Source organism: Enterococcus sp. DIV1368d, assembly GCF_050542975.1.
Taxonomy (GTDB): Bacteria; Bacillota; Bacilli; order Lactobacillales; family Enterococcaceae; genus Enterococcus_D; species Enterococcus_D casseliflavus.
The window spans coordinates 2,257,769-2,276,834 of the sequence record NZ_CP172939.1; the positions used below are offsets into that span (position 1 = coordinate 2,257,769).

At 42.1% G+C, this 19,066-nt stretch carries 15 protein-coding genes; 1 reads left to right on the forward strand and 14 read right to left on the reverse strand.

Going from position 1 to position 19,066, the window contains the following annotated elements:
* Positions 1–146 precede the first annotated feature (146 nt).
* From IGJ44_RS10485 to parE, 6 genes are all read right to left on the reverse strand, one after another.
* The gene (locus tag IGJ44_RS10485) at positions 147–956 is read right to left on the reverse strand and encodes a DUF1803 domain-containing protein (RefSeq protein WP_074535156.1); all 810 of its coding nucleotides are present in this window, start codon (positions 954–956) and stop codon (positions 147–149) included.
* An 88-nt stretch (positions 957–1,044) separates the two neighbouring features.
* Positions 1,045–1,974, reverse strand: coding sequence for a manganese-dependent inorganic pyrophosphatase (locus IGJ44_RS10490; RefSeq protein WP_074535155.1), 930 nt, complete (start codon positions 1,972–1,974; stop codon positions 1,045–1,047).
* 94 nt (positions 1,975–2,068) lie between these two features.
* Complete coding sequence (gene pflA, locus IGJ44_RS10495; protein WP_010749400.1) at positions 2,069–2,824, reverse strand: pyruvate formate-lyase-activating protein; 756 nt, start codon at positions 2,822–2,824, stop codon at positions 2,069–2,071.
* Positions 2,825–2,928: 104 nt separating this feature from the next.
* Complete coding sequence (gene pflB, locus IGJ44_RS10500) at positions 2,929–5,157, reverse strand: formate C-acetyltransferase (protein WP_074535154.1); 2,229 nt, start codon at positions 5,155–5,157, stop codon at positions 2,929–2,931.
* A gap of 269 nt (positions 5,158–5,426) precedes the next feature.
* Entirely contained in the window at positions 5,427–7,889 is a 2,463-nt protein-coding gene (gene parC, locus IGJ44_RS10505) for a DNA topoisomerase IV subunit A (protein ID WP_430605691.1), read from the reverse strand.
* Between the two features lie 11 nt (positions 7,890–7,900).
* Positions 7,901–9,928: a DNA topoisomerase IV subunit B gene (gene parE, locus IGJ44_RS10510; RefSeq protein WP_074535153.1), complete on the reverse strand. Its 2,028-nt coding sequence runs from the start codon at positions 9,926–9,928 to the stop codon at positions 7,901–7,903.
* Positions 9,929–10,212: 284 nt separating this feature from the next.
* On the opposite strand from parE, the gene plsY reads away from it, so the two are divergent.
* The gene (gene plsY, locus IGJ44_RS10515) at positions 10,213–10,851 is read left to right on the forward strand and encodes a glycerol-3-phosphate 1-O-acyltransferase PlsY (protein ID WP_074535152.1); all 639 of its coding nucleotides are present in this window, start codon (positions 10,213–10,215) and stop codon (positions 10,849–10,851) included.
* A gap of 52 nt (positions 10,852–10,903) precedes the next feature.
* Here plsY and IGJ44_RS10520 read toward each other — a convergent pair whose 3' ends face one another.
* The 8 genes from IGJ44_RS10520 to trmFO all read right to left on the reverse strand — a co-directional run bounded on the left by IGJ44_RS10520 (position 10,904) and on the right by trmFO (position 19,003).
* Positions 10,904–11,779: an aldose 1-epimerase family protein gene (locus IGJ44_RS10520; RefSeq protein WP_074535151.1), complete on the reverse strand. Its 876-nt coding sequence runs from the start codon at positions 11,777–11,779 to the stop codon at positions 10,904–10,906.
* Between the two features lie 11 nt (positions 11,780–11,790).
* Positions 11,791–12,582, reverse strand: coding sequence for a GTP-sensing pleiotropic transcriptional regulator CodY (codY, locus tag IGJ44_RS10525; RefSeq protein WP_005229632.1), 792 nt, complete (start codon positions 12,580–12,582; stop codon positions 11,791–11,793).
* Positions 12,583–12,595: 13 nt separating this feature from the next.
* The gene (hslU, locus tag IGJ44_RS10530) at positions 12,596–13,993 is read right to left on the reverse strand and encodes an ATP-dependent protease ATPase subunit HslU (protein ID WP_010749393.1); all 1,398 of its coding nucleotides are present in this window, start codon (positions 13,991–13,993) and stop codon (positions 12,596–12,598) included.
* Positions 13,994–14,007: 14 nt separating this feature from the next.
* Positions 14,008–14,550: an ATP-dependent protease subunit HslV gene (gene hslV, locus IGJ44_RS10535; protein ID WP_005229630.1), complete on the reverse strand. Its 543-nt coding sequence runs from the start codon at positions 14,548–14,550 to the stop codon at positions 14,008–14,010.
* 22 nt (positions 14,551–14,572) lie between these two features.
* Positions 14,573–15,511, reverse strand: a complete 939-nt coding sequence (gene xerC, locus IGJ44_RS10540) for a tyrosine recombinase XerC (RefSeq protein WP_080544137.1) — start codon at positions 15,509–15,511, stop codon at positions 14,573–14,575.
* Between the two features lie 195 nt (positions 15,512–15,706).
* The gene (locus IGJ44_RS10545) at positions 15,707–17,143 is read right to left on the reverse strand and encodes a flotillin family protein (RefSeq protein WP_167827073.1); all 1,437 of its coding nucleotides are present in this window, start codon (positions 17,141–17,143) and stop codon (positions 15,707–15,709) included.
* Between the two features lie 13 nt (positions 17,144–17,156).
* Positions 17,157–17,582 (reverse strand): hypothetical protein, encoded by a 426-nt coding sequence (locus IGJ44_RS10550; protein ID WP_016610793.1) that lies wholly within the window; start codon positions 17,580–17,582, stop codon positions 17,157–17,159.
* 119 nt (positions 17,583–17,701) lie between these two features.
* Positions 17,702–19,003, reverse strand: a complete 1,302-nt coding sequence (gene trmFO, locus IGJ44_RS10555; protein WP_005229622.1) for an FADH(2)-oxidizing methylenetetrahydrofolate--tRNA-(uracil(54)-C(5))-methyltransferase TrmFO — start codon at positions 19,001–19,003, stop codon at positions 17,702–17,704.
* Positions 19,004–19,066: the final 63 nt, after the last annotated feature.

Consider the following 19,066-nt stretch of genomic DNA (forward strand, 5'->3'; position numbering starts at 1 on the left):
AACTCCAAACAAAACGATTGTTGTTTTTTAATTTTTATTCATCAAATTATCATTTGAATAAATAAGAAAAAAAGCTGCTAGAATCGAATCTAGCAGCTTTTTAATAGTCAGAAAATTTAAAACAAATAACATAATTATTAGAAATTTTAATTATTATTGAAATAAAGCGTATTGTATGAACCTGATTTGTTTGCCAAGTGAGCGATCACAAGGCGTTGGACGAACAGATCCTTTTCAGAAGACAGATAACGCTCGTTTTTTAGATTATCACAATTTATTTCTTCCAGCAACAAATGTAGCTCAGGACTTATGATCTCGACCCGTTGAAGTGATTCCAGAAAAATACTCGGACGGACTTTTTTGTTTTTACGAATGCGTTCAAGGATCACACTCACTTGGTCTAAGTAATAGACTGGATCGACATCACCGATCAAATCCAATAATTCATCAAAGATCGCAAGGGTGCGCAACTGTTCATTCGCTTCAAAAAAAGCAGGCAGTGTTGGTGGCCACTGTGTTTCTGAGTAAGAGATCAACTGAAATTGTTCATGACTCAATGCATAGACGGCTCCTTGTTCAACTCCTTGCTGACAACCGTAAAAGTATTTATTTTCAACACTTGACGCAGCAAAGCTTTTGATAAAACCAGCGATTTCTTGTGTTGACCAATTGCGCGCTGCTTGATAGAAATCATCACTTACTTGTATCTGCTGTTGATCATGTTCAGTATAGATGGGGAAGCCTAAATAATAGCGTCGTTCTTGACGGATGATCAACTTTTCTGCGATCAAGCGGTCAAGAATTTTATCAAAAGAACCATCTGTAAACTTCGCTTTTAATGCTCGTAGTGTCGGCGGCTCTTGGCTATTTAATAGCTCCTCTACCAATTCATGGAATTTCGAAGATTCCAGTATCGGTTGCAATGAGCGAAAGTGGGGACTATAAAAAAATTTCACTGCGTGTACTCCTTATCCAAACAATCATGAAAAATGCTGGTTTGATCTACCAAAACAGATCTCACCAGCATTCAGACAGTTAGCTTAATTATCCTTCAAAAACCTCTGTTAATTGAGGTACGATTTGTTTTTTACGAGAAACGACACCAGGTAAAAACGCACGATTGTTGGTTAATGTCGTTTTAAAGGCTGCTTCTACTGGGGCAGTTGGTTCACCAACGACTAGCAGCTCAGAATTACTATCTAAGATATCAGTGGCAACCAGCAAGAACAGATCATAGCCATTTGCTGCCATTGAATCCTTCATAGCCGCTTCCAACTCTGCTTGACGGTCAAAGACTTCTTTTAAATCGACCGTATTGACTTGCCCGATACGGATGTTTTTCCCGCCCATTGGGAAGCTTTTGGCATCTAGGTCCAGCAATTCTGCTGCTGATTTCGTTCCAAGATTCGTACCAGCTTTTAACATATCTAATCCATAGACTTCCAGTTCTACATCTGCTATAACGGCTAGTTCTTTGGCTGCTGTTACGTCTTCGTCGGTACATGTTGGTGATTTAAACAACAATGTATCAGAGATGATCGCTGAGAGCATGATTCCTGCGATCGCTTTTGGAATTTCCACTTGATTTTCTTTGTATAATTTCAACACGATCGTACTTGTACAACCGACCGGCTCTGCACGATAATACAGTGGATTTGCCGTTTCAAAGTTAGCGATACGATGATGATCAACTACTGCCAATACAGTGACATCCGTAATATCCGCTGCACTTTGTTGAAATTCATTATGATCCACTAACATTACTTCTTGGGTTTCCTTTGCCACTGAATCGATCACCCGAGGGGCAGTTAGGCCAAAGGTATCTAACGCAAATTGTGTCTCTTCATTCGGTGTACCAAGCGCTACTGCTTCACAATCTTTTCCAAGTTGATTTTGTAAATTTGCAAAGGCAATTGCTGCACCAATGGCGTCGGTATCAGGATTTTGATGACCGAATACTAATATTTTCGACATTTCTTCATCGCTCCTATTTCAATTGATATTCACTTTCTAATCATAGTAAAAAAACAGGAAAGAAGCAATAGCAATCTCTTCTTTCCTGTTTTGATCAACGGGTTAAGTAACCTTTATAGTCGTCTACATGAAGCAAACGCTTGGCATTTTTCACCCGATCTTCTGTTGGTGGTTCGATCCCTTCAAGGGGATATTTCAAACCAAGCTCATCCCACTTGTATTTCCCCATCGTGTGATAAGGCAAGATCTCTACTTTGTCGACATTCTTCAGTGTTTTGATAAACTCATCCAAACGGATCAAAAATTCATCATAGTCGCTTCTAAAAGGAACCAGCACGTGACGAATCCAGACAGGTTGATTGATCTCTGAAAGATAATTCGCCATATCCAAAATATTATCATTGGATTGAGTAGTTAGCTCTTTATGGGCTTTGTTATCGATGTGCTTGATATCAAACAATAACAAGTCAGTAACGGTCATCAGCTCTTGAAACTTGCTAAAAAATGGTTCTTCCCGTGTAAATGGTTTTCCACAAGTATCTAATGTCGTGCTGACACCTTCTGCTTTGGCTTTACGAAACAGATCGATCAGAAAGTCCATCTGAAGCAATGGTTCCCCACCACTGACGGTGATCCCACCTTTTTGTCCCCAGAATTCGCGATATTTCAATGCCTCTTCTAAGACATCATCAGTCGTTCGTTCGACACCGGTGCCAATCTTCCATGTATCTGGATTATGACAAAACTGGCAACGCATGCGGCATCCTTGCATGAATACAATAAAACGGATACCTGGTCCATCTACTGATCCAAAACTTTCTGTTGAATGTACTTGTCCTGTTACTGCCATAATGCTCTTCCTTTCTTCGAAACGACGGATGACCACGCTCCGTCTGATACTTTCAAAACAAGAGGCGGCGGATTTTCCCGTCCGCCGCCTGAAGTTGTTGCTTATTACATTGCTTCGTGCATTGTACGAGCAATCACATCATCTTGTTGTTCTTTTGTTAATTTAATGAAGTTTACTGCATAGCCAGATACCCGAATCGTTAATTGTGGGTATTTTTCTGGGTGAGCTTGCGCATCAAGCAATGTGTCACGGTTAAATACGTTGATATTTAAGTGGTGACCGCCTTTTGCTGCATAGCCATCTAGCATTGTTGCTAGGTTTTCTTGTTGTGTTTCGTCGTCACGTCCTAATGCTTTAGGTACGATTGAGAAGGTGTTTGAAATACCATCTAATGAGTAATCATATGGTAATTTCGCAACTGATGAAAGACTTGCCAAAGCACCATGCGTATCGCGACCATGCATTGGGTTTGCACCTGGAGCAAATGGTGCACCTGCACGACGGCCATCAGGCGTGTTTCCTGTTTTCTTACCATAAACCACGTTAGAAGTGATAGTAAGGATCGACGTTGTGTGTTTTGCATCACGGTATGTTTTTGTGCGTTTTACTTTCTTCATGAAGGCTTTCAACAAGTTGACTGCGATATCATCTACGCGGTCATCATTGTTTCCGTATTTCGGATAATCGCCTTCGATTTCGTAATCTTCAACAATGCCGTTTTCATCACGGATCGTACGAACTTTCGCATATTTGATTGCTGATAATGAATCAACTGCAACAGAGAAACCAGCGATACCAGTAGCCATCGTACGTAGAATGTCTGTATCTTGTAGCGCCATTTCAATGCGTTCATAAGAATATTTGTCGTGCATGTAATGAATGATGTTCAATGTGTTCACATACAGATCACAAATCCAGTCCATCATTGTGTCATATTTTTCCATTACTTCGTTGTAATCCAAGTATTCAGAAGTAATTGGTTGGAATTTTGGTCCAACTTGTGCTTTTGATTTTTCATCGACCCCACCGTTGATTGCATACAACAATGTTTTCGCTAAGTTGGCACGAGCACCAAAGAATTGCATTTGTTTCCCGATGCGCATTGCGGATACACAACAAGCGATTCCGTAGTCATCGCCCCAATGTCCACGCATCACATCATCGTTTTCATATTGGATCGCTGATGTTTGGATCGACATTTTCGCACAGAATGTTTTGAAGTTATGAGGCAAACGTGTTGACCATAAAACAGTCAAGTTTGGTTCTGGCGCTGGGCCTAAGTTTGCTAGAGTGTGTAAGAAACGGAAGCTGTTTTTCGTTACCATGTGACGTCCGTCTTCACCCATACCAGCGATTGATTCAGTTACCCAAGTTGGGTCACCAGAGAACAATGCGTTGTAATCAGGCGTCCGAGCAAATTTCACAAGACGTAGTTTCATGACGAAATGGTCAACGATTTCTTGTGCTTCTTCTTCAGTGATCACGCCATTTTTCAAATCGCGTTCAACATAAATATCAAGGAAAGTTGACGTACGTCCCAATGACATTGCTGCACCATTTTGCTCTTTGATAGCTGCTAAGTAGCCAAGATATAACCATTGGAATGCTTCTTTCGCCGTTTGAGCTGGTTTAGAAATATCAAATCCGTAAATGTTTCCTAATTCTTTCAATTCGCTTAACGCACGAATTTGTTCACTTAATTCTTCACGTTGGCGGATAATGTCTTCGGACATCGTTCCGTTTCCGCAATACAATAGGTCTTGTTGTTTTTCTTTGATCAAGAAGTCCACACCGTATAATGCCACACGACGGTAGTCACCAATGATCCGGCCACGGCCGTAAGCATCAGGAAGACCTGTGATTACACCAGAACGGCGCGCTGCTCTGATTTCAGGTGTATAAGCATCAAAAACTCCTTGGTTATGTGTTTTACGGTAGTCACGGAAAATGTGAGAAACTTCTGCATCAATTTCATAGCCATAAGATTCTGCTGCTTGTTCTGACATGCGGATGCCACCAAATGGTTGCAAGCTGCGTTTAAATGGTTTTTCCGTTTGGAAACCAACAACTGTTTCTAAGTCTTTGTCTAAGTAGCCAGGTCCATGAGAAGTGATCGTTGAAACGACTTTTGTATCCATATCCAATACGCCGCCAGCTTCACGCTCTTGCTTGTTCAGTTCCATGACTTGATCCCATAGCTTCGTCGTTGCTTCAGTAGCATCTGCTAGGAATTCATCTGTTCCGTCATAAGGTGTGTAGTTTTCTTGGATGAAGTCGCGTACGTTTACTTCTTCTTTCCAAGTTTTTCCTTTAAATCCATTCCATTGTTCCATTTGATGGACCTCCTTAAATTTTCTGTTCACTAATGTAACAGCTTTACGTGAACAGTATAACACACACCTTAATGATTGCAAGCATTTTCAAGAATTATTTTTAACAATTTATTTTTTTTTAAGATATTAATTACTAAAAATGTTGATTTATAGGTATTTATTAAATGTGAAACTTTTATTAAAGTACCTTTTTCGTTAATGTGAAAGATTAATTATGAGAAAAAAAGCAACCCTTCTGTACTGGTACAGAAGGGTTGCTTTGTTATAATTTATAGTACAGAATCCTTTGCGATTGCAGGACTGATTTGAGTTTTCACTTCGTAGATTTGTCCCCCTGTTTTCTCATCCATGATAAATGAGCCGTTGGAGGTCCGATCATTGATCGGGATTTGGTTGGTGATCACTTCAAAGGATTGTCCTTTTTGATTCGTCACTAGCAGTTGCTGATTTTCCCCACTGCCCATATAGACGACGCGATGAGGATTTTTCTTCAATTCCCGCAAGACCATCAATCCGCGCTTCGCCCGACCTAATTGGTTGATTTCTTGAGCCAACATTCGTTTTGCTGCGCCACGTTGGGTGATCAAAACGATCGGTGTATCCCCTTCTGAATAAACGAGCAACCCATTGATAAGATAATCATCCGCTTTAAGGTTCATCGCTTTGACCCCAGCTGCTTTTGGTCCCACAACAGGCACTTCATTAAGCGGGTAGCGTAAGCCAAAGGCAAGATGACTGACTAAGAATACATCCATTTCTTCCGTTTGATCCGTCAAAAAGACGTTGACCAATTCATCTGATTCATCTTTCAGCTTCATGATCGTCATCGGCCGTGTTTTATAGGTGCGCCAAGGTTCAAATTCCGTCATTCGTGTCTGTTTGATCATACCGTTTTTACTGATCAGTACGAAATTTTTCAATGGATCGATCTCTTTGTAGGCAAAGACCCCAATGATCATTTCATCTTGCGCCAGTGTCATGACTGTTTGCGAAATATGTTCCCCTAAATCTTTCCATTTTAAATCAGGTAATTCATGAACCGGTCGATAGATCGTGTTCCCTTTATTAGTAACCAACAATAGGTGATCCAACGTGTTCATTTGGTTACTGTAAAGTAAAGAGTCGCCTTCTTTCATGCCGATCTCTTCTGGTTTTGAAGCACCGTAAGAACGCAAGCTGCTGCGTTTGACATAGCCGTCTCTTGTGACCGTCACGACGACTTCTTCTTGCGCGACCAAGACTTGTGTTTCGATCTTGATTTCTTGAATTTCTGCTTCGATCTCAGTCAACCGAGGCGTCGTATATTTTTTCTTGATCTCTCGCAGTTCTTTCTTGATCACTTTCAGCAATTCATTTTCTTCATTCAGAATCGTTGTCAATTCAGCAATCGTTTCTGCAAGTTCTTTTGCTTCTGCTTGCAATTGTGTGATGTCCGTATTGGTCAAGCGGTACAACTGTAAGTTCACAATGGCTTCTGCTTGCTCTTCCGTAAAACCGTGCTGAACAACCAGATTGTTTTTGGCATCTTTTTTGTCTTTACTGCCGCGAATAGTGGCGATCACTTCATCAAGAATCGATAAAGCTTTGATTAACCCATCGACGATATGCTGTCTCTTTTGGGCTTTTTGCAGTTCAAAACGACTGCGTTTTTCGATTACTTCACGGCGATGCTTGATGTAGCTTTCTAAAATCCGTTTCAAACCGACTTGTTGGGGTCGCATATTGTCGATAGCCACCATGTTGAAGTTGTAGTTGATCTGCAATTCGGTATTCTTAAATAAATAATTTAAAATCCCTTGCGCATTTGCTTCTTTTTTCAGCTCGACAACAATCTGTAGTCCAGTACGATCTGTTTCATCTCGTACTTCAGCAATCCCATCAATGCGTTTATTCAAACGGATCTCATCCATTTTTTTGACTAAGTTGGCTTTATTGACCTCATATGGGATCTCATTGATGACGATTTGCTGTTTGCCGCCTTTGATGTCTTCGATCTTGGTTTTCGAACGCAGAATCACTTTGCCTTTGCCTGTTTCATAGGCTTTTTTGATTTCTTCTTTCCCTTGTAAAATGCCCCCTGTTGGAAAATCAGGGCCAGGAATGTACTTCATCAGCTGATCCAAAGAAGCTTGCGGATGGTCGATCAAATAGATCGTTCCATCGATGATTTCCCCTAAATTGTGGGTAGGGATCTCTGTTGCATAGCCAGCTGAGATCCCAGTTGAGCCATTGACTAACAGATTCGGGTATTTTGCTGGTAGAACAGTTGGTTCTTTTTCAGTATCATCAAAGTTCCAAACCAATTCGACGGTGTTTTTTTCAATATCTTTTAATAGCTCACCACTTAATTCTGAAAGCCGTGCTTCCGTATAACGCATGGCAGCTGGCGGATCACCATCCATACTCCCGTTGTTCCCGTGCATTTCAATCAAAATCTGACGTAGCTTCCAGTCTTGACTCATGCGGACCATTGCTTCATAGATACTCGAGTCGCCATGGGGGTGAAAATTCCCCATGATATTTCCGACAGATTTTGCTGATTTGCGGAAGCCTTTGTCATAGGTATTGCCGTCTTGGTTCATGGCAAATAAAATCCGCCGCTGAACCGGTTTTAACCCATCACGAATATCTGGCAATGCCCGTTCTTGAATAATGTATTTGGAATATCGACCGAAGCGATCTCCCATCACTTCTTCCAATGTCAATTCTTGTATATTGCTTTTGTGTTCCAAGAGACCACCTCCTATTCCTTAACTAACTGTTTGCTGTCTGCTTGTTCGGTATCCATTAATTTTTCATCAACTAATTCAGGTACCGTATCTTCTTTTTTATCCAAAATACTGCCATCTTCTTCTAAACTAAATTGAACATGACTTTCGATCCACTTCCGACGAGGTTCTACCTTGTCCCCCATCAAAGTGGTGACGCGACGTTCTGCTTGGGCAGCATCATCGATCCGTACCCGAATCAGTGTCCGCGTTTCTGGGTCCATGGTCGTTTCCCACAATTGGTCGGCATTCATTTCTCCTAACCCTTTGTAGCGCTGTAGGAGATAGCCTTTGCCGATTTTTTGGGTCAGTTTGCTTAGTTCATCATCGGTCCAAGCGTATTCGACTACTGCTTTTTTCCCTAACCCTTTTGACACTTTGTACAGAGGCGGCAAAGCAATGTATACTTTCCCCGCTTCGATCAAAGGTTTCATATACCGGTAGAAAAAGGTTAAAAGCAGCACTTGGATGTGCGCCCCATCGGTATCCGCATCGGTCATGATGATCACTTTATCATAGTTGCAGTCTTCAATTGAAAACTCTGGGCCAACACCGGCACCGATAGTATAGATCATCGTATTGATTTCTTCATTTTTCAAAATATCCTGCATCTTGGCTTTTTCAGTATTGATGACTTTGCCTCGCAATGGCAAGATGGCTTGGAACTTGCGGTCTCGTCCTTGCTTTGCTGAACCACCCGCAGAATCCCCCTCCACCAAATACAATTCATTTTTCTTAGGATTACGAGATTGCGCAGGTGTTAATTTACCAGAAAGCAGTGACTCGCCTTTTTTGCGTTTCTTTCCAGTACGGCTTTCTTCTCTCGCCTTTCTGGCAGCTTCACGGGCCTCTCTTGCCTTGATCGCTTTACGAACCAGCATTTGACTCATTTCACTGTTTTCTTGTAGATAATAGCCTAGCTGCTCACCAATCACATTGTCTACCGCATTTCTTGCTAAGGGTGTCCCTAATTTCCCTTTGGTCTGTCCTTCAAATTGCAAAAGATTTTCTGGCACGCGGATCGACAGAACTGCCGCTAACCCTTCACGGAAATCACTGCCTTCAAGGTTCTTATCTTTTTCCTTCAACAAATTGACCTTGCGGGCATACTCATTGAAGGCTTTGGTCATTGACGTCTTCATCCCAACTTCATGGGTACCGCCATCTTTGGTACGTACATTGTTGACAAAGGACAAGACGTTTTCTGAATACCCATCATTGTATTGAAAGGCAAGCTCTACTTCGATGGCTTCTTTCGTGCCAGAAAAATAAACCACTTGGGTCAAGGTATCTTTTTCTTCATTTAAATAATCAACAAATTCTTTGATGCCTTCCTCATATAAAAAGACTTCATGAATCGGTTCTTCCCCACGTTCGTCCGTCAGGGAGATTTTGACCCCTTTCAACAAGAACGCTGATTCTCTCAAACGTTCAGCGAGAATCTCATAGGAGAATTTGGTTGCAGAAAAGATTGTATCGTCTGGTTTGAACGTAACGGTTGTTCCCGTTGGTTTACGGGTTTTGCCGATTTTTTTCAAAGTACCTGCTGGTTTCCCGCCGTCTTTGAAGCTCTGTTTGTATTCGATACCGTCTCGAACGATGACCACTTCTAGCCAGCTGGATAAGGCATTTACAACACTGGCACCAACCCCATGAAGGCCGCCAGAAGTTTTGTAGCCGCCTTGGCCAAACTTTCCGCCAGCATGTAACACGGTGAAGATCACTTCAACAGTTGGGATTCCAGATGCATGTGTCCCGACCGGCATTCCCCGACCATTGTCTCGAACACTGATACTATTGTCTTTATGGATCGTAACATCGATTTCATTGCCGTATCCTGAGAGTGCCTCATCAACCGCATTATCGACGATTTCATACACTAAGTGGTGCAAGCCGCGGCTATCGGTCGAGCCGATATACATTCCTGGTCGTTTTCTTACTGCTTCCAGACCCTCTAAGACCTGAATGGAAGCATCATTATATTCTGTGGTTTTCTTTGCCAAACCCACCGCTCCTTTAATCTTGATCAGTCCTTTTCTAATGTTGAAAGGACTGCAAAAAAAATCTTAACACAAAATACGCTTTTTTCAAGCGAACATTTTTCTAAACTATCTTATCCTTTTTCCTTTGTTTGCACAAGCTAGAGTCGCAAAATGGCTTGTTTGTGTTTCACAGCTCTGAGAAAAGCTGTTTTTCTTCTTTGTCTGACCAGCGAAAGATTTTCTTATTGTTGGAAAGGCGTTTTCATGCTAAAATTGCCCTAGCCTTGCAAAGAAAGTTGGTTATTATGAATACGATTCTTTTATTTATTGTTGCTTACCTTTTAGGTTCGATCCCCTCTGGTGTTTGGATTGGCCAACTGTTTTTCAAAAAAGATATTCGCCAATTCGGCAGCGGCAATACGGGAACGACCAATACATTTCGCGTCTTAGGAAAAAAAGCCGGCATCGTTGTTTTATTGATGGATATCTTAAAAGGAACTTTGGCGACCAGCTTGCCAGTCATCTTTGGTCTCCATACTGTCAATCCGCTCTGGTTTGGGGTCTGTGCGATCTTAGGTCATACCTTCCCGATCTTTGCCAAATTTAAAGGCGGCAAAGCAGTGGCGACAAGTGCTGGGATGCTCTTAGGATACAATCCGCTCTTTTTCATTTATTCTTCATTGATTTTCGTTATCTGTCTTTATGTGACAAGTATGGTGAGCCTAACCAGTATGATCGCGGCGTGTTTGATCACCTTATCGACGATCGTCTTGCCTTTTATCGCACCTGCGATCTTGCCTGAGCAAAATTGGCTGCTGACCTTCATTGCGATCGGCGTAACGATTTTTATCTTTATTCGCCATCGTGAAAACATTACCCGCATCAAAGATGGGACCGAAAGTCGGGTACCCTTTGGACTAAATAAACGTCAAACGAACAAATAAGCAGAAGCTGAGAAAAGTCATTGCGCTTTTCCCAGCTTCTTTTTTCATACGTTTATTTAACTGTAATGGAATACTTTGTTTCAAATAATTCTTCAGGTGGAAGTGCTTGAATCCCCAGTTTTTCTGACAGCTCACCGGAGGCTTCTAGCGTATCTGCGATGCCGCACCATGGTTCAATACATAGAAATGGCGATTTCACTGGATATGTGGACCAAAAACCGACATACGGCATATTATTGTAGCTTAACGTGACACTATGAGGCGATTTTTCACTGCGAATCGAGTAGGAATGTAATCCTTTCGTTTCATAAACTAACGCATCATTTGCAAACATGTCATGGGTCAAGCGTAGATCCGTATTCGTTTGACCGAGTGTGCGTTGCTCATAATCAATATAGTTGCCTTTTAACGGCAATTTCACCCGTGATTTCTTTGGAGAAAAAGAAAGATAATAGTCTTCAAAAGTCAGCCCTTTTTCAAGTGGGACGTTGAATGCAGGGTGTCCACCAATGGAGAAATAGAGTTCCTTTTGACCGCTATTCTTCACTTGGTATTTGACGACTAAGCCATCACCGCCTAATTCATAACTGACATACAGCTGAAAATCAAACGGATACTTTGCTTTGGTTTCAGTCGAACTTTCTAGTAAAAACAAAGCGTAATCTGTACGTTGTTCAACGACAGTAAATAACATGTCTCTGGCAAATCCATGGCGAGGCAAATGATAACTCTTGCCCTCATGTTGATAGGTGTCCTCTTTTAACGCACCAACGATTGGAAATAAGATCGGTGCATGCTTTCCCCAGTGGTTTGGATCAGCTTGCCAAATATATTCAAGGTCATTGCTCGTATCGACTAAGCTTTGCAGCTCAGCCCCTTTTTCTGCAACCTTTGCTTGCAGATGCCCGGCCGTGATGGTAACTGTCATGGTCTCATCTCCTAATATTGATGTTTCGTCAATTCCTCTTTAAAGCGGCTGTTAAGCACTTTTAAATAGGTGCCTTTCATCCCCAAAGAGCGGGATTCAATAATACCGGCAGACTCTAATTTACGCAAAGCGTTCACGATAACCGAACGGGTGATGCCGATACGGTCAGCGATACTTGATGCGGTCAAACGACCTTCGTCTCCTTCTAATGCCTCAAAAATTGCTTGAACAGCTTTTAGCTCACTATAAGAAAGCGTGTTGATCGCCATTTGAACAGCTGTGGTACTGCGAACATCTTCTTCGATACTACGGGATTTTTGGTACAAGAATTGCATACCAACAACTGTCGCACTGTATTCCGCTAATACCAAATCATCATCATCAAAGGATGTATCGATTCTGGAAAGAATGATCGTCCCTAAGCGTTCTCCTGCACCGTAGATTGGTACGATGGTTGTTAGACCATTGGGATACAGCTCTCGGCCTTCCACAGGAAAAGCCGTCATATCGTCACTGATCGGCACATTGGCTTCTGTGGAAGTCAGGTGATCGACTAAATCTGTATAATTTTTAGGAAACTGTTTTTCGACAAACATTTTTTTGATGCGTTCATTATTGACATCATGGTTCTCAACAAAACCTAACACGCTGCCGTCGACGCTAATAATATACGCATTACTGTCTAGAATGTTTCCTAAAATGACAGCCATTTTGTCGTAAGGCAAATCAGAAGCTAAATTAAAGGTGTTTTTTTGCTGCAACAATTCGTTGATTTGTCTTGTCTTTTCTAATAATGTTTTCATTGGTCCGCTCCCTTTATAAAATATACCGGCTTAAGTCTTCATCTTTTGCGATTGACGCAAGTTTTTCTTCCACATACGCTTCTGTGATCGTGATTTCACCCATTTGCATCTCAGATGCTTCAAACAATAGATCTTCAAGTAGTTTCTCTAGAATCGTATGCAAACGACGGGCACCGATATTGTCGGTATCGCGATTCACTTGATACGCGATTTCGGCAATTTTTTCGATGGCTTCCATCGTAAAGACCACTTTGACATTCTCGGTTCCTAACAAGGCAACGTATTGTTTAACTAAGGCATTGTTTGGTTCCGTTAAAATTTTAACAAAGTCTTCCTTCGTCAAGTCATCCAGCTCCACGCGGATCGGGAAACGCCCTTGCAACTCAGGGATTAAATCGCTTGGTTTTGATAGATGGAATGCGCCTGAAGCGATAAAGAGAATATGGTCGGTTTGTAACGTTCCATATTTCGTATTGACTTGTGAGCCTTCAACGATCGGCAAGATATCTCTTTGCACCCCTTCACGAGAAACTTCTCCTGATTGCTGTGATTTCGAAGATACTTTGTCGATTTCATCAAGAAAAATGATGCCGCTAGATTCCGCCAAACGTAATGCTTCGCTATGAATATCCGCGTCGTTGACCAGTTTGGAGGATTCTTCTTGAATTAACAATTCCCGCGCTTCTTTCACGGTTACTGTGCGTTCAATTTTCTTTTGCGGTTTCAATGCACCTAATGTTTCATTCAAATCAATGCCCATTTGTTCTAAGCCATTGTTCATCATTGGCGCTTGATTTTTCGGTTCATCGACTTGGATCGTCACTTCTCGGTTATCCAAAAGGCCTTTTTCTAATTGTTCGAAAATCGCTTGGCGATTGCTGCGAATCTCATCTGTCAATTCTTCTTTTGGTTCTTCTGGTTGTTGTGCGGCGTTGAACATATTCATCATTTGTTCATAAGGATTGGTGTTCTTTTTCTGTTCCTTTTTAATACCGGGAACTAAGACTTTTACTAAACGACGATTGGCTTTTTTCTCCGCTTGGATGCGCACGTTTTTATATTGTTCTTTTTTCACGATTTGGATCGCGTTTTCTACAAGGTCACGAACCATCGATTCTACGTCTCGACCGACATAACCGACTTCTGTGAATTTCGTTGCTTCTAGCTTAACAAAAGGCGCATCAACGATTTTCGCTAGCCGTCGCGCAATTTCCGTTTTCCCAACGCCCGTTGGTCCAATCATCAAAATATTTTTTGGTGTGACATCTTGCTGCATTTTTTCATCTAATTGCAGACGGCGGTAACGATTTCTTAAAGCAACCGCCACTGATTTTTTGGCATTGGTTTGTCCAACGATGTATTCATCTAATTCTTTCACGATCTCTCGTGGTGATTTGTTTTGGTTTGTCATATCGTCATCCCTCTTTAAAACTCTTCTACAATGATATTGTGATTTGTAAAGACACAAATGTCTGCTGCGATATTCAAGGCACCTTCAGCGATTTCTTTGGCAGATAGTTCACCGCCATAACGTTTCATCGCACGGGCTGCCGCCAAGGCATAGTTTCCACCTGAACCGATAGCTAAAATCCCTTCATCTGGCGAAATGACCTCACCTGTCCCTGAGACTAAGAGCATCTCCTTGTCATTCATGACGATCAGCATCGCCTCTAATTTTTGCATCGATTGCTGCGTCCGCCATTCTTGTGCCAATTCTACTGCAGCTCGTTGCAAGTTTCCGTTGTATTCATTTAGTTTTCCTTCAAATTTTTCTTCCAAGGTAAAGGCATCTGCCACACTACCGGCAAAGCCAACGATCACTTCACCGTTGTAAATTCGACGGACTTTCCGAGCGGTTCCTTTCATAACGACCTGTTCTCCCATCGTTACTTGACCGTCACCAGCCATGGCAAACTTGCCATCTTTTTCAACCGCACAGATGGTGGTTGAATGAAATTCTGACTTCATTTACGTTCCTCCTGTACCAATTTTACGCACGTGGATGAAATTGGCGATAATTTTTTTGTAAACTGTCTTTGGTGACATGCGCATAGATCTGTGTCGTAGATAGATTGGCATGCCCCAGCAATTCTTGAACGGTCCGCATATCGGCGCCGTTGTTTAATAGATGGGTCGCAAACGTATGCCGCAGCATATGAGGATGGATTTTACTGTCTAAACTGCTTTTTCGGATGATTTGATTCAACACATACTCGATCCCTGTTGCAGTGATCCCATCACCTAGATGATTCACGAAGAGAACCTCGTGTTCCTTGTTCTGCTTTTCCATCAGTTGCTTGCGTCCTGAGGAAAGATAGCGCTTGACTGCCGCTTGTGCGTAACTGCCGAAAGGAACATAGCGATCTTTGTTGCCTTTTCCGTGGATCAGCAAAACGCCGCTTTCCCAATCGATCGCGCCCAGCGTCAGACTGCTACACTCGCTGACCCGCAGTCCTGAACCGTAAAGGACTTCTAACAATGCTTGATTGCGCTGTTGTAATGGCTCATCACCAGCGACACTTTGAAAAAGAGCATCCATTTCCTTTTCATAAAAAAAACGCGGCAATTTAGCGTTTTTCTTTTTTAAATGAATGTAGGCGAAGGGATTCTCTTTGACGATCTCATGCTTGGTTAGAAATTGGTAGAATGAACGCAAGCTAGCCATTTTCCGACTGATGGAATTACGGCTATACCCTCGTTCCGTCAAGTAGCTCAAATAGACACGAACATCACGATACTCCACCGCTAACGGGTCTTCATTGCCAGACTCTTTCAAGAAGTGAAAAAAATCGTTCATATCTTCTTGATACGCTTTTTTTGTCTTTTCCGAATACCCTCTTTCAACAATAAGATAACGAAAAAACTCTTCTTGTAATTGATCCGTTTGCAAAGTAACCCCCCTTTTCATGATTCGAAATAACTTTAGCATAGACCACAAAAAAAAACAAATGAATTGTCAGAATTTAATCAATATTTCAAAGTTTAGACATAATTGTGAAAACTTTCTAAGAATCTTCGTAAGATTCTTATCATTCTTCAGAAAGATCACTCAAAAGAGCCATAAAAACGTACCCGTCCCTTTCTCAAAATAGAGAGGGACGGGTACGTTTCCATTTATTTCCTTTTATTCGATCCGCTCCGTTGTTGGCTGAGGCGAACCATTGCTTTGTGAAACAGCCTGAACTAGCTCTTTGTTTCCTTGTTTTGTGGACATGGTGTCATTGATCAACGCCACTAAGTCTAATCCGGTGGTTTCTTTGATCGTATCAAAGGTTCGAGCTAAGCCAGCTTCTCCCATTGATTGAAGCCCATCATTGCCGCCAAAGCTAACCACTTTATCGATATTGCTAAGGGGTGCATTGACTTCTTTCGCAATTTCAGGTAGCACTTTGATAAATTCCATCAAAATACCAGCTTCGTTCAGCTTGGTCAAAGCGATCGCCATTTTTTCTCGGCTTTCCGCTTCGGCTTGACCGACTTTTGCGATTCGTTCCGCATCGGCACTACCTAATTTTTCAATTCGTTCCGCTTCCGCTTGTGCAGCCAATTTGACTTTTTCCGCTTCGGCTTGTGCTCGGGCGATTTCACGTGCTTTGTCTGCTAATGCGTTTTGTTCAACGACATATTTATCTGCTTCGGCTTTTTTACGGACAGTTGCATTCAATTCTTTTTCTGTCAATTCCGCTTGTTTCTCTTGAATCTCAATATTTTTTTCTTGCTCGATCAATTGTACTTTCATTTGCTCACCGACCGCGATTTGCTCTGCTTTCGCATCCGCAACCTCACGTTCTTGTTTGTACTGCGCTTGTTTCAACGCCATATCTTTTGTCGCTTCTGCGATTTCTGTTTGGCGACGGATCTCTTCATGCTGTGCCAACTGTTCATTCTCGGCTTGCTTGATCCGCGTTTCTCTTAAGGCATTGGATTCTGCTACTTCAGCATTCTTCTTCACTTCAGCAATCTGGGGACGCCCTAAAGCATCGAGGTACCCATTGCTGTCGCTAACGTCTTTGATCGTAAATGAAACGATCTCCAGCCCCATTTTTTTCAAATCCGTAGAGGCAACTTCTTGTACTTGTTCCGCAAAATCATCGCGGTTTTTGTAGATGGCTTCCACCGTCATCGTTCCTAGAATTGCTCGTAAGTGACCTTCTAAGACTTCTTGCGCTTCATCTTCCAGTTCACCAGTGGATTTGCCTAAGTATTGTTCAGCGGCTGTCTTGATCGACTCGGTACTGTTGCCGACTTTCACTAATACCGTGGCACTGGCTTTGATCGGTACGCCTTGTTCTGTATAAACTTCTGGTGTCCCAATCTCCAACTTGTGGGTCAGTAAACTTAATTTATGTGCCTTTTGAACAATAGGAATCACAAACGTCCCACTGTTTTTTAAAATCTTGATACCTTCTTTTCCTAAAAACGATCCCGTGACGATCAACGCTTCATCGGGTTTTCCGATTCGGTAGCGTATCATCAAAAAGGCGATCATTAAAACAAGGAGGACAACGCCCCATAAAATCGGATTACTTAAAAAATCAACTGCTGATCCTGTATCCACCATAACCTAACACTTCCTATTCTATAAAATTTTTACTTTCAACCACCAACGCGATCCCTTTTTTATCAAAATCGACAATGATGACTTTGGTGCCGACTGGCAATCGAACATTGTTTTCACGATCTTCTTCTCGAAAAAAACGAGCAGGATAAACAGAACGTGCACCTTGACTCCCTATTTCCATGACTTCGCCGATTGTATCTCCGACAATCTTTTCCGTCAGTTCGCCGATCACAAACTCATTTCGGCTAATGACATTGCTGCGGTTTTTGTCTGTGATGCGATTGTAGAGCCACATAAAGGGCCCCAACAGCAAACTAAATGCAACAAAGACAACGAAAATGCCCCCGACCAAGAGGATCAGCCAACCTAAAAATTGGATCACTGTAGGAAAACGCTGTAAATAGTTTTGAATCAAATGAATCCATTCTCCGATCACCATCTTCACCACCTTCTGTCATTGTTACTGTCTATCATAAGTCACCTTGATTAAAGTTTCAAGACAAATTAAAAAAAAACTTTCTCACCAATTATCAGTAAGAAAGTTTTCAATCATCGTGCTTATAATTGTTCCTTGGCTTTTTCTAAAGCAGCTAACGCTCGATTTGCCAATGCTTCATAACGGGATTTCTTGTCTCTGATTCGCTCTGGAAGTTCTGGCAACAACCCAAAGTTTGCATTCATTGGTTGGAAGTGTTTGCCTTCAGCATGGGTGATATAATACGCCATACTACCAATCGTCGTTTCTTGTGGCATAATGATCGGTGCTTCGCCTTTTGCAAGTTTGGCAGCGTTGATGCCAGCCATCAACCCGCTGGCTGCACTTTCCACATACCCTTCGACCCCTGTCATTTGTCCAGCAAAAAAGAGGTCCTCACGTTTTTTCGATTGATAGGTTTGTTGCAAAAGCTCAGGTGAATTCATAAAACTATTCCGATGCATCACGCCATAGCGCACAAATTCAGCCTCTTCCAAGCCAGGGATCATCCGGAATACCCGTTTTTGTTCGCCCCATTTCAAATGTGTTTGAAAGCCAACGATGTTGTAAAGAGAAGCCGCCGCATTGTCTTGACGCAGCTGAATCACTGCGTAAGGACGCTTGCCAGTTTTCGGATCTTCTAACCCAACTGGTTTCATCGGACCAAACAACATGGTTTTCGGACCACGACCAGCCATGACTTCGATCGGCATACACCCTTCAAAGAATTTTTCTTTTTCGAATTCTTTCAAAGGAGCCACCTCTGCATTGACCAAGGCCTCACGAAACGCATAAAACTCCTCTTCATTCATCGGACAGTTCAGATAGGCTGCTTCACCTTTATCGTAACGAGATTTCAAATAAACTTTATCCATATTGATGGTTGATTTGTCAACGATTGGTGCTGCGGCATCATAGAAATAAAATCCTTCAGATCCGTTAAAGGCTTGGATCGCTTTTGAGAGCGGTTCAGAAGTCAATGGACCTGTTGCGATCACAGTGATGCCTTCTGGAATTTCAGTGATCTCCTCTTCGATGACTGTAACTAAAGGATGCTCCTTGACACGTTTGGTGACCAACTCTGAAAAATCATCGCGATCCACAGCTAAGGCACCACCTGCTGGAACCGCTGTTTTGTCTGCAGAAGTGATAATCACTGAATCCAAGCGACGCATTTCTTCTTTCAAGACACCGACCGCATTCGTTAGATTGTTGCCTCGTAGTGAATTGGTACAAACAAGCTCGGCAAAATTATTTGTGTGATGGGCTTCTGTCGACTTCTTAGGACGCATTTCATAAAGATTTACTGCGACACCTGCTTGCGCTGCTTGCCACGCAGCCTCGCTTCCGGCTAAACCGGCACCAATAACATTGATTTCTTTCATAGTGCTCTCCTTTTATTTCAAAAGCTCGTCTCTTTTCATAAGAAACAGCTTGTATTAATCAAA